Source organism: Micromonospora sp. NPDC002411 (assembly GCF_053592955.1).
In genome coordinates this window covers 1-11,676 of sequence record NZ_JBSFBM010000037.1, presented here as the reverse complement: position 1 = coordinate 11,676, position 11,676 = coordinate 1, and the positions used below count along the sequence as shown (strand labels likewise).

Here is an 11,676-nt window from a genome sequence, read left to right as displayed (position 1 = left end):
TCGTCGACTCCCTGCTGCGAAGTGTGGCCGGCACCCGGTGCCGGGGGGAAAGCCGACGCACACGGTACCCGCACCGCGGCCCACCGTGCCCGCCGCGGACGCCTCGGATCGCCCAGCGAGGCAGTTCCGGGACCTTCCCGGGCGCTATTCCGGTACGACCATGAAGTCGGTCACGAACGAGGTGACCCGTCCGTCGGCGGTACGACCGATCCAGGTGCCGTAGCAGCCGTCGCCCCAGCCGGTGGCCACGGTGACGACGTTGGCACCGCTGGCCTCGTCCAGGACAGCGGTGATCAGACCCGGCACCGGGGACGCGGGCAGTTCGTCAGGGATGAAGACCTCTTCGATCCGGTCCTCGTCCCAGCCTTCCAGGGCGGCGAGCGCCGTCGGATCGGCGAGGGTGCCGACGCCGGCGTCCACCCCGTACCCGAAGTAGTCGTCAGCGCCGAGCGCGGCCACGTCCTGGTCGCCCGCGACGGCCGGTTCCCAGCTGGTGGTCGGCTCGGCGGAGACGATCAGCTCGAACGCGGCGACCCGCCGGTCCACCTCGGCGTCCTCGCGGAGCACCACTGCCACCCAGGCGCGGGCGGGATACCGCCCCGGCGGCACTGTCACTGTGAACGGCTCGGCCTCCGGGCAGACCAGCGGGTCACACCCGACCACCCGACCGGTCGGCAGCACGACGTCGTCCACCGGGTGGGCCTCGATCAGGTACGCGCCGTGCTGGTCGGTGAAGCGGGCTCCGGGCGTCAACAACCGGTCCAGATCAGGGGTGTACGGCATGGGGGCTCCTCCGGTGGCCAGCGGCCGGCGGAGCGTACCCGGCCCGGCGGACACCGCCGCCGTTGCCGTACCGGTCAGGCGCTCTTGCGGGGTGCGGTCTTGCGGGCGGCCGTCTTCTTCGCCGGCTCCGTCTTCTTCGCTGGCGTCTTCTTGGCGGCGGTCTTCTTCGCCGGCTCGGCCGTCTTCTTCTCGGCTGTCTTCTTCGCCGTGGTCTTCTTCGCGGGGGCCTTGGCGGCCTTCTTCTCGGCCGCCTTCTGGGCGGACCGGGCCGACGAGATGGGCGTCGGCTCACCACCGCCGCCGCCACGGGCGGGTTGCTCACCGCGAGCCGCCTTGGCCCGCTCCACCGACGCCTTCAACGCGGCCATCAGGTCCACCGCGGCGGCCGGCGCCTCCTCGACCTCCTCCGGCTGGACGACCTCCCGACCCTCCACCTTGGCGTCGATGACCTCCTGCAACGCGGCCCGGTAGTCGTCGGTGAAGACGTCCGGCTCGAACTCACCGGTCATCGAGTCGATCAGTGAGCTGGCCATCGCCAGCTCCGGCGGGCGCACCTTGAGGTCCTCGTCGAGGAAACCGAAGTCCGGGGTACGGATCTCGTCCGGCCAGAGCATCGTGTTGAGCAGCAACACACCCTCACGGACCCGCAGCGTGGCCAGCTGTTCCCGTTGGCGCAGCGCCACCTTGACGATGGCCACCCGCTCCGAGTCGATCAGCGCGTCGCGCAGCAGCACGTACGGCTTGGTCGCCGCGCCCTCCGGCTCCAGGAAGTACGCCTTGTTGTAGAGGATCGGGTCGACCTGCTCGGCTGGCACGAACTCCAGCACGTCGATGGCGCGTGAACTGGTCAGCGGGAGGTCGGCGAAGTCCTCGTCGGTGAGGATCACCATCTCGCCGCCACCGATGTCGTAGCCCTTGGCGATGTCGTCGTAGGTGACCTCCTCGCCGCAGACCGAGCAGGTGCGCTTGTATCGGATCCGACCGCCGTCCTCGCGGTGCACCTGGTGGAACCGAATGTCCTTCTCCTCGGTCGCGGAGTAGAGCTTCACCCCGATCGAGACGAGCCCGAACGACACGGCTCCCTTCCAGATGGCACGCATCCTGCGCTCCCTTCCCCGGTATCGACCATGCTCGCATCCGAAAGAACCGGACGCGAGGTGTTCGGCCTGCTACTACAGTCGGGTCGTGCCCGGCGCGCCGCTCAAGCCGATGCTCGCGATGACCGGGCCGCTCCCGGCGGGTGACGGCTGGGCGTACGAGTTCAAGTGGGACGGGGTCCGCGCGCTCGCCGACATCGCAGGCGGTGGTCAGCACCTGTATGCCCGTTCCGGCGTGGAGATCACCGCCGCGTACCCGGAGTTGGCCACCCTGCCCGAGCAGGTCGACGACGCGCTGCTCGACGGCGAGGTGGTGCTGCTCGGCGAGGGCGGGCAGCCGTCGTTCACCGCGCTGGCCGAGCGGATGCACGTGCGGGACCGCAACAAGGCGGCCCGGCTGGCGGCGGTCATGCCGGTGACGTACATGATCTTCGACCTGCTGCGGCTCAACGGCGACGACCTGACCGGCTGGTCGTACGAGCGCCGCCGGGAGGCCCTGGACTCGCTCGCGCTCGGCGGCCCCTGGTGGGCGGTGCCGCCGATGTTCGCCGACGGCCCGGCCACCTACGAGGCGGCCGGTGAGCACGGCCTGGAGGGCGTGATGGCCAAGCGGGTCGGTGCCGTCTACCGCCCGGGGGTGCGCTCACCGGACTGGGTGAAGGTCAAGCTGGAGGTGACCGGTGACTTCGTCGTCGGTGGCTGGCGACCGGGCGCGCGCCGGATCGGCGGACTGCTGGTCGGTGTGCCCGGCCCGGACGGCAGGTTGATCTACCGGGGTCGGGTCGGCGGCGGAATCGGCGCGGCCATCGAGCGGCAGCTCCTCGCCGAGTTGGAGCCGCTGCGGTCCGGCGCGTCGCCGTTCGCGCCCGGCGTGCCGCGCGAGGATGCCCGGGGAGCCATCTGGGTAGAACCCCGGGTGGTGGTGGAGGTGAAGTACGGCCAACGCACCCCCGACGGTCGGCTGCGCTTCCCCCGGGTGCTGCGGTTGCGCCCGGACAAACCTCCGGAGGAGGTCGACGATGCCGGCTGAGCGGCTACGGGTGGACGTCGAGGGCCGCCCGCTGGAGCTGTCCAACCTGGACAAGGTGCTCTACCCGGCGGCGGGTTTCACCAAGGGCGAGGTGATCGACTACTACACCCGGATCTCCCCGGTGCTGCTGCCGCACCTGCGGGACCGGCCGGTGACCCGGATCCGCTTCCCCAACGGGGTGGACGACAAGTCGTTCTTCGAGAAGAACACGCCGGCCGCGACCCCGGACTGGGTGCGCGTGGAGAACCTGCCCGCGCCCGGGTCGACGAAGGGCCGGGAGACCATCGACTACGTGGTCGCCGACGACCTGCCCACGTTGGTGTGGTTGGCCAACCTGGCCGCGTTGGAGCTGCACACGCCGCAGTGGAAGGTCGGCGAACACCCGGACATGATGGTCGTCGACCTGGACCCGGGGCCGCCGGCCGGGCTCGCCGAGTGCTGCCCAGTGGCGGTGCTGATGCGGGACCGGCTCGCCGACGACGGGATCGAGTCGTACCCGAAGACCTCCGGCAAGAAGGGCATGCAGCTCTGCTGCCCGATCGCGGGCACCCAGTCGTCCGATCTCGTCTCCGACTACGCCCGACGGATCGCCCAGGAGTTGGAGAAGGCCCACCCGAAGCTGATCGTGTCGAAGATGGCGAAGAACCTCCGACCGGGCAAGGTTTTCATCGACTGGAGTCAGAACAACGCGGCGAAGACGACGGTGGCGCCGTACTCTCTGCGGGCCCAGTCGGTGCCGTCGGTGTCGACGCCGCTGACGTGGGACGAGGTGGAGGCCGGCGCCCGCGGCCGGAAACCGGCCGTCCGCCAGTTCACCGCCGCCGAGGTCCTGGCCCGGGTCGAGGAGTACGACGACCTGCTCGCGCCCCTGCTCGACGGCGGCCCGGAGTTGCCAGTCTCACGCTAGGTGACGACGAACGCCTAGATGGCCCATGGGTGATACCAGCAACAGAGTGTTACGGACCGCGGTGTCCCGCCCGGGTCACCCGCCGCCTTTGCTCTGCATACCTATGAGCGACACCGCTTTGACCTGGGGCATCAATGGCGGGCCGCGCTGTCGAGGGGTGGAAGCCCCCTCGCGGAGCGTGCGCGTCGCACATAGGTAAGCAAAGCAAAGGCTCTGAGGTGGGCGGTGCGCCCCCGTGCCGAGATCACCTGATGTGATCGGCCGGCGCCCACCATCAGGGTGGACACCGGCCGTTGGGGACTGGCGGTGGGTCAGTTGCGGCCGAAGACCTTTCGGCTGGAGCCGAGCCGCAGGAGCACCGTCTCGCCGGTGGCGTCCTGCACCGCGTCGTTGTCGGTGATCGCGTACACCTCGCCGTTGCCGGCCACGGTCAGACCCTCGAGCTTCTCCTGGGTCCAGCCGTTGGTGGCGCGCATCGCGGGCAGCACGTCGACGGCGAGCGTCTTCGGCAGCACCGTCAGCGGGCCGGTCGTCGCCGCGCCCGGCAGCGGCACCGTGTAGATCCGCTTGACCGTGGCGGCCGGGCCGTTCAGCTTGTCCCGCTCGATGACCGCCAACCGGTCGCCGACCACGGTGATCTCGGACAGGCCCATCCAGTCGCCGGGCACAGTGGTGGCGCCCAACTGGTAGCCGAACCAGCTCCAGGTGCCCGCCGTGACGTCGTACCGGCCGAGCCGGACGACGCCGGCCGGGTCGGTGCTCAGCTCCCGCTGCACGGCCACCCAGACGATCTCCCGGCCCTGCCGGTCGGTGGTTGCCGTGACGCCCTCCAGGCCCTGCTTACCGAGACCCGCGGCGACCTCGGCGGGCAGCGCGACGGTCTGCCGGGTCACCCCGGCCGCGTCGAGCCGGACCAGCTTGTTCTCCGCGCCCTTGGCGCCCTCGACGGCGAGCCAGAAGCCACCCTGCGGGCGGGCGAAGACGCCCTCCGCGTCGTACCCGACGGGTGCTCCGGCCGCGTCCCTCACCGGCAGCGCGCCGGTGATCACGGCAGGCGTCCGCTTCGCGTCGATGGTAAGGATGCGGGTCTGGGTGTACGCCGCGTCGGTGACGCTGTAGAGCTGGTCCCGCTTGCCCGGTGCCGCGCTCAACGCGCCGAGCGCGCCCCAACCGATCGGTGCGCCGCCCCGATCGGTGCCGGACACGATGCTCGGGAACGTCGGCGTGCCCTCACCGAGCTGGAAGAGCGACACCGACGCCCGGACGTTCACCGACGCGTCGTCCTCCTCGCTGGAGACCGCGAGCAGCCCGCGCGACGGGATCGGCAGCAGCCCCTCCGGCCCGTTGGTGGTCGGCAGGACCTGCTTGAACACCGGCCTGGTGGGGTTGGTCAGGTCGTACACGGCAACGAAGTTGCTGCGCTCCGAGCCGACGAACGCGTACCGCACGCCGTCGTACTCGGCGACCGCCACGCCCTCCGGCTCGGTGCCCTTCTTGCCGGCGCGGTCCTCGTTGTGCAGCCCGTACGTGACGGCGAGCCGCTCGAAGGTGTTGCCGGCGTCCCAGGCAACCCGGCCGCTGCGGCTGTCGAAGACGGACCAGCCGCGGGTGCCGCCGTGCCAGTCACCCTCGTTGGCGGTGGCGAGGTGCCGGTCGTCGATCCAGGCCACCGCGTCCGGCTCGCGCGGCACGTCGGTGATGCTGCCGGTCAGGTCGATGACACCGTCCTTCTTGGTGTCGATCCCACTGATCGTGGCGGTGCCCGCGCTGAACACCTTCGTGATCCGGCCGGTGGGTAGGTCGACGAGGACGACGCCGTTGTTCTCCTGGAGCGTCACCGCCAGCTGGTTGCGGCTGTTGATCGAGACGTACTCCGGCTCCGGGTCGGTGGGTGCGGCGAGGCCCGCCTGGACCAGCGCGGGCAACGCGCTGCCGTCGGCGCCGGTCAGCGCGACCGGCCGCAGCCGCCAACCGGCCGGGGCCTTCCCGGTCAGGTCGACGATCTGCACGAAACCGGCGGGCGCCTGGGGCAGGTCGCCCTCCTCGCCGCCGGGTGGGGTGGCCTCCTCGTCGCGCTCGTTCTCGATCGCTATCGCGGCGTACCGCTTGTCGGTGCTGATCGCGATCGAGTCGGGCTGGCCGCCCAGGTCGAAGCTGGCCACCCGCTTGCGGCTGGCCAGCTCGATCACGTCGAGCCGACCGGACGGTTCGGTGAAGCTGCTGCTGGTGTTCACCACCACCAGCACGTACTTCCCGACCACGGCGACCGAGGTCGGCTCGTCCTCGGCGTCGCCGAGCTGCGCCAGGGAGAGCGTGCCGAGGCCGCGCGGCCGGTCGGCCCGGGAGATGTCCAGGAAACCGATCCGCCTGGCCAGCGCGTCGGTGTGGACCAGGGTGCGGCCGTCCTCGCTGACCGCGGAGATCTCGGCAACCGTCGCGGTCGCCGGGTCCTCACCGGTCGGGCGGTTCTGGAACACCGGGTACGTGGCGACCCGGTCGAAGGCGAGTGACGCGCCCGGGTGGTGGTGTCCGCCGGCCGACGCGGGGGTGGCCCCGGTCAGGCTGGCGGCGGCGACACCGGCGGCGGTGAGCGCGGTGAATGCTCTTCTGAGTGTCAAGGACTTCCTCCGTTAGGTCGTACCCGCACGGAGGCTGACACCTGTCGGGGAGCATCAGCTTGCGCCGACGTGAACAGCGGGCGAAGCGCGCAGCCACGAGGTGCTGGCCGCTACAGTGCGACCATGCGGCAGAGTGAGATTGTCGATGCTCTGAGTAAGATTCCGGCGTTGAAGGTGGTGACCGACGGCCCCGCCCTGGTCGTCACGGTGCCCGCGATCGGCGAGAGCCTGCGCCTGCACGCCGAGGCGGTGACTTGGCTGAAGCACGGTGTGCTGCCGACCGGGGATCCGTACCTCCAGCTCCAGGCGCGGCAGCAGGACCATGAGGTACGCCTGGTGCTGCTGAACGACAACCTGGGGTGGGTGCCACCCGACGTCAACTCGCTGCTGGACACCCAGATTCCGGTCCGGATCACCGACGCGCCGGAGATGGTCACGTATACCGACCTGGAGCGCGAATCCGTCCGGGCGCTGGATGGGGCCGACCGCCCGGACGTGAACCTGTTCGCCCTCACCGCGACGCTGTTGGTGCACCGGTGCGCCATCGTCGGTGCCCTGCGCCTCGGCCTGCGGCCGCTACGTGCCGTTCGGCTCTGGCACGAGCTGTGGTGCCACGTGGGCGAATTCCTGGCCGGGCCGTTCTGGCCCGATCCGTACTGGGACCGGCTCCTGCTGGAGGCGGGAGTGCCACTGGCGTCGTACGAGGAGGCCCGAGCCGGGGAGCGACCGGCCATCGAGGCGTTGACGGTGGCCGACCTGCGGGCGATGGAACCGGTACTGACGGTCACCCGGGCTGACGACCACTTCCTTGCCGCCTGGCGACAGTGGATGAAGCTGACACCACGCCAGGTGTGCGAGGTGCTGGCGGCGGACCTGCCGGAGGCGAGGATTGAGGTGTCGCTCTACATCGAGGGCGGTGGAGCGGTCTCGATGCGTATCGCGCCGTCCGGGGTCTTCCAGGCGCTGATCGAGTTGCGGCTGTCCTTCACCACGCGGTCCGCGTCACTCGACGAGATCCGCATCGCCGACGAGCTGAAGGGCAGCGGACTCTTCTCGCGCCTCCGCTCCAACATCGAAGGTTTCACCCGGGCCTTGGGGCTGCTCTCTCTGAAGGCCTCCGTCAGCGGTGACGGCAGTGTGGCGTTCGCCCGCGCCGGCTACGACTGGGACCGTTCCTGAGTCAGCGCCGTCAGCCCCGGCCCGTCAAGGTCCGCCGGAGCTGGGCGGTGGCATCGGCGCCGATGGCCTCCTGAGTCGCCGTGAGCAGTCGCCCACACAGCACCCGGGCGGTCTCGATCTCGGAGCGGGCGTGCTCCACCTCCCGGAGCACTGCTTCGCGCTTGTCGTCGGCGACCGCTCGGATGTCCGGGACCTCGCTCCGGCGCGCGTTGCGCACCTCGTTCGCCACCACCAACACGAAGTCCGTCCGGTTGCGGTCGAGCGTGGTTGCCGTGGACGCGGCCGGGCTGTCGGCCACCACCCGGGTGACGGCCTCGGCGGGCAGGAAGAACAACGTCGTGGTGGAGAACTGACTGAGGGCGGCCTGTTGCTGCCAGCGGGTCAGCAACCCTGACTTGCCGTCGAGGAAGGGTGCCATCGCGAACGCGAAGTCCACATCGACGGTGGCGAGCAGCGCCCGGGAGCCGTCGATACTCCTTCGAAGCTGGTTGATCAGCGCGGACTGCCGGTGCAGGAGGGCGGTGAACTCCGACTGGTCGTCGGCGCGGGACTCGCCGCTGGAGATCAGTGTGTCGGCCAGGGTCAGGAGGCGCTCGCCGTTCAGGCACAGCTCCTGAAGCGTGAGGACCACGTCCAGCAGATCGGCGCCGACCTTCGCATCCTGGGACACCGCCCGTCGGTCCAGCAGCCTGGTGACGTACGAGCTGATGACCTGCACCACCGTGGACAGCAGTTCACCCACTGCGCGGCTCCCTCGAAAGCGGTGTGGCCGCGAGTGTAGTCGCTGGCCGCCTGCCCTCACCGGATCGCCACCAGGCGCCGCCGACCAGGGCCACGGTCATGACGGTGACCGCGACGTCGCCGGCCAGGGCCGCCGCCGGGCTCGCCGGGGAGTACGGCGGCACGAGGTACGCGAACGCGGCGGCGCTGACCAGGCTCGCCGAGCCGGCGGCGAGCACGTGTCGCTGGCCCCAACCGCTGCGCGCCGCCCAGTAGGCGATCAGCCCTCCGGCGGCAGCCGAGAGCGCCAGCGCGATGGCCACCCCCGCCCAGCCCGGCGTGAGGTCGGTGCCGAAGCGGACCAGGACGACCAGCAGGCCCACCCACAGCGGATGCGGCACCCGGCGTGCGCGGCGCGGCCCGGGGCGACGCCAGCGGGGCACTAGGGCCGTCGCTACGAGGGCGAGGACCACCACACCGGCGAAGGCCAGTTGGAGTGGACTCGCTAGGAAGTCCTTCCGTCCGCTGCTGTCGGAGAAGATCAGCAGACTGCCGAGCAGGTAGAGCACGCCCACCACGACGAGCCCGGGCCGGCCCAGCCACGGCCGGAACCGACGGTCCGCCCCGAGGAACGACTCGATCAATACGATCGGCGCGCAGATCGTCAGCACGATGTGGTTGCCCACGTAGTCGAAGGCCTGCCGGAGGCTGAATTCGAGCCCCGGCACCAGCGTCGCCTCGGCGGCGGCCCGGGTGTCGGCGTACTGGGTGTCGTCGAGGAAGTCGGGGTTGAACAGCGACTGGTCGACCAGCCCGGCCTGGAGTACCCCGAACGCGGCGGCGAGCAGCACGATCGTCGGCCAGCCCGCGCCGAGGTGCCGGGCGGTCTCCCGGATCAGGATCGCCGCGCCGCCGTACATCGGACCCAGGAAGATCAGCACCGGGAGGAAGTCGTCAATGGCGAAGCCACCCCACGAGCACTCGGCCGCCCAGGGCGCGAGCAGCAGCAACGCGATCACCGGCGGGAGCCTGCGCCGCAGTGGGAGGCGGGTGCCGGCGGGTTCGGCTGACGTGGTGGAGTCGGCGGGGGCGGGCTCGGCAGGCATGGGCCCTCCTCGGCAGCGCTTCGGGGATGTCACCCGTACCGTGCCTGGGCCAGCCGGCCAACCGATACGGCCATCGGCCGACGACGGGCGCGACCAAAGTCGTTGAGTACTGTGGTGCCGACCTCGACCCGGGGAGCGTGCAGACATGCAACCAACCGCCACGGCCGACCTGTCGGTCCCGCCCGCCGCCGCCCAGCGCCCGATGCTGAGCTACCGCGACGAGGCGACCGGTGAGCGCGTCGACCTGACCGCACAGCAGGTCGGTTCCTGGGGGGCGCGCAGCGCCAGTCTGCTGCGGGACGGCTGTGGGCTCGGCCCCGGCAGCCGCGTAGCGGTGCTGCTGCCGCCGCACTGGCGTACCGCAGTGGTGTTGTTGGGCGCCTGGGCCTCCGGCCTGGCGGTGTCGTTCCGACCGCGCGCCACCGCGGGCCTGCCCGTGCTGGAACCGGGCGGTGACCGGCCGTTCGACGCGGTGTTCGTGACGCCCGAGCGGCAGGACGACTGGCTGGAGGACGTGCCGGACGCCCCGCACCGCTATCTCGTCGGCACCGGCCCGGGACGGCTGGACGACGTGCCGCTTGGCTGGTTGGACTGGTCCGCCGAGGTGCTTCGACACGGCGACGGCACGCCCGACCACACCGCCATCCACCCGTCTGACCCGGCCACCGCGGACGGCACCACCTACGGTCAGTGGGGTGCGCTCGCCCAGGAGTTCGCCGGGATGCTCGACCTGCGCGCCGGTGACCGACTGCTTGTCGACGCGGCCGAGCACGAGCAGCCGCTGAAGTGGTTGCTGGCGCCGCTCTCGGTCGGTGCCTCCGTGGTCATCAGCGCCAACCTCGACCCGGCCCGGCGGGACGCGGTCGTCGCCGCCGAACAGGCGACCCGCGTCCTCTGAAAACCATTGCGCCGGCCCAAACAGCGCCGGCCGATCTGGTTCCGTTACATCGCCATCTGCCCTGCTCAGAGGGTCTTCTGTGGATGTCGTCGACGTGTTTTCATACCGGAACGACGGCTTCTTCGACCCCGCACCGCTCCCTCACCGAAAGGTGCACCGATGCAGAGCAGATCCCCCTTCCGACTGGCGGTCCTCACCGCCACCGCCGCGACGTTCCTGGCGTCCGGCGGGGCGTCCGGGGCGCTGGCCACCGCCGCTCCCGTGACCGCCTCCCCGGGTGTCGCCGCCTGCGCCGGCGAGCAGAGCGCCGCCCGGGTCGCTGCGGGCGCAACGGCCAAGGAGCCGGAGCTGTACTCGAAGAACGAGGCCAACGCCTACGGCGTGATCAAGGACGCGCCGCGCCTGGCCAACGGCAGCGTCACCATCCCGACGGTCTTCCACATGGTCTCCGACCACCCGCTCACCGCGGCCGAAACGACCAGGTGGAACACCCTGATCGCGGCACAGATGACGGTGCTCAACGACTCGTTCGCGGGTCGTACGGCGGGCGACGCCTCCGACACGCCGTTCCGGTTCTCGCTCGTCGACACCACGTGGACGGTGAACAGCGCCTGGTACACGGTCGAGCCGGGCAAGAACGAGCGCGACATGAAGAAGGCGCTCTACACCGGCGACTCCCGCACCCTGAACGTGTACGCGGCCAACATCGGCGGCGGGCTGCTCGGCTGGGCGTACTTCCCGAAGGGCTACAACAACGGCCGTGACTACATCGACGGCGTGGTGATGCTCGACGAGTCGATGCCGGGTGGCACGGCCGGCAAGTACGCCCTCGGTGACACGCTGACGCACGAGGTTGGGCACTGGCTGATGCTGGAGCACACCTTCGCGCACGGCTGCTCCGCGTCCGGCGACTTCGTCGCGGACACCCCGCGCGAGGCGGCCCCGCAGTTCGACTGCCCGGTGGGCGCGGACACCTGCACCGCTCCCGGGCTGGACCCGATCCACAACTTTATGGACTACACGCAGGACTCCTGCATGAACATGTTCACCGCCGGCCAGGCCGACCGGATGAGCGACGCCTGGGTGGCGTTCCGCGCCGGCGGCGCCGGCTGACGCAGGCATTGTCGGGGCTGGCGGGCCGCGTCCGCCAGCGCTCTTCGCGTTCCTCCTCACCGCCGGTTGAGCCAGGGCGCGCGCCGTGAGCAGGGCGCGGTGTGGTCGGTAGGCAGGGCACACCGGCCGCCGCCGGGTAGTCGCCGATCGCAGAAAACCCAGTGGCGTACGCCCTGCTGGTCCTCGGCCGACACGGTCACCCCGCCCGGCTCGACGCGGGCGGTG

Annotated in this window: 10 protein-coding genes; 5 read left to right on the top strand and 5 right to left on the bottom strand. The window is 70.9% G+C overall.

Annotated features, from left to right (window positions below):
- Positions 1-144: 144 nt before the first annotated feature.
- Positions 145-783 (bottom strand): DUF4241 domain-containing protein, encoded by a 639-nt coding sequence (locus tag ACWCO3_RS07430; RefSeq protein WP_145785998.1) that lies wholly within the window; start codon positions 781-783, stop codon positions 145-147.
- Positions 784-857: 74 nt separating this feature from the next.
- Complete coding sequence (gene ku, locus ACWCO3_RS07425; protein WP_145785999.1) at positions 858-1,883, bottom strand: non-homologous end joining protein Ku; 1,026 nt, start codon at positions 1,881-1,883, stop codon at positions 858-860.
- A gap of 85 nt (positions 1,884-1,968) precedes the next feature.
- On the opposite strand from ku, the gene ligD (ACWCO3_RS07420) reads away from it, so the two are divergent.
- Both ligD (ACWCO3_RS07420) and ligD (ACWCO3_RS07415) read left to right on the top strand, forming a co-directional pair.
- Entirely contained in the window at positions 1,969-2,910 is a 942-nt protein-coding gene (ligD, locus tag ACWCO3_RS07420) for a non-homologous end-joining DNA ligase (protein ID WP_450008986.1), read from the top strand.
- Positions 2,900-3,817, top strand: coding sequence for a non-homologous end-joining DNA ligase (ligD, locus tag ACWCO3_RS07415; protein WP_358162171.1), 918 nt, complete (start codon positions 2,900-2,902; stop codon positions 3,815-3,817). The genes ligD (ACWCO3_RS07420) and ligD (ACWCO3_RS07415) overlap by 11 nt, the downstream gene beginning before the upstream one ends.
- A 311-nt stretch (positions 3,818-4,128) precedes the next feature.
- Here the strand turns inward: ligD (ACWCO3_RS07415) and ACWCO3_RS07410 are convergent, their stop codons facing one another.
- The gene (locus ACWCO3_RS07410) at positions 4,129-6,435 is read right to left on the bottom strand and encodes an esterase-like activity of phytase family protein (protein ID WP_450008984.1); all 2,307 of its coding nucleotides are present in this window, start codon (positions 6,433-6,435) and stop codon (positions 4,129-4,131) included.
- Positions 6,436-6,558: 123 nt separating this feature from the next.
- On the opposite strand from ACWCO3_RS07410, the gene ACWCO3_RS07405 reads away from it, so the two are divergent.
- A complete protein-coding gene (locus tag ACWCO3_RS07405) occupies positions 6,559-7,614 on the top strand; it encodes a hypothetical protein (protein ID WP_358162167.1) in 1,056 nt (351 codons plus the stop codon).
- 10 nt (positions 7,615-7,624) lie between these two features.
- Here the strand turns inward: ACWCO3_RS07405 and ACWCO3_RS07400 are convergent, their stop codons facing one another.
- Positions 7,625-8,356 carry a hypothetical protein gene (locus ACWCO3_RS07400; protein ID WP_357937612.1) on the bottom strand — a complete coding sequence of 244 codons (732 nt, stop codon included), beginning with the start codon at positions 8,354-8,356 and terminating at the stop codon, positions 7,625-7,627.
- Positions 8,349-9,440, bottom strand: a complete 1,092-nt coding sequence (locus tag ACWCO3_RS07395) for a hypothetical protein (RefSeq protein ID WP_450008981.1) — start codon at positions 9,438-9,440, stop codon at positions 8,349-8,351. Before ACWCO3_RS07395 ends, ACWCO3_RS07400 begins: the two co-directional genes overlap by 8 nt.
- A 145-nt stretch (positions 9,441-9,585) precedes the next feature.
- Between ACWCO3_RS07395 and ACWCO3_RS07390 the strand changes: the two genes are divergently transcribed.
- Both ACWCO3_RS07390 and ACWCO3_RS07385 read left to right on the top strand, forming a co-directional pair.
- Positions 9,586-10,338, top strand: a complete 753-nt coding sequence (locus ACWCO3_RS07390) for a TIGR03089 family protein (RefSeq protein ID WP_450008979.1) — start codon at positions 9,586-9,588, stop codon at positions 10,336-10,338.
- Between the two features lie 159 nt (positions 10,339-10,497).
- Positions 10,498-11,451, top strand: coding sequence for a zinc metalloprotease (locus ACWCO3_RS07385; RefSeq protein WP_450008977.1), 954 nt, complete (start codon positions 10,498-10,500; stop codon positions 11,449-11,451).
- Positions 11,452-11,676 lie beyond the last annotated feature (225 nt).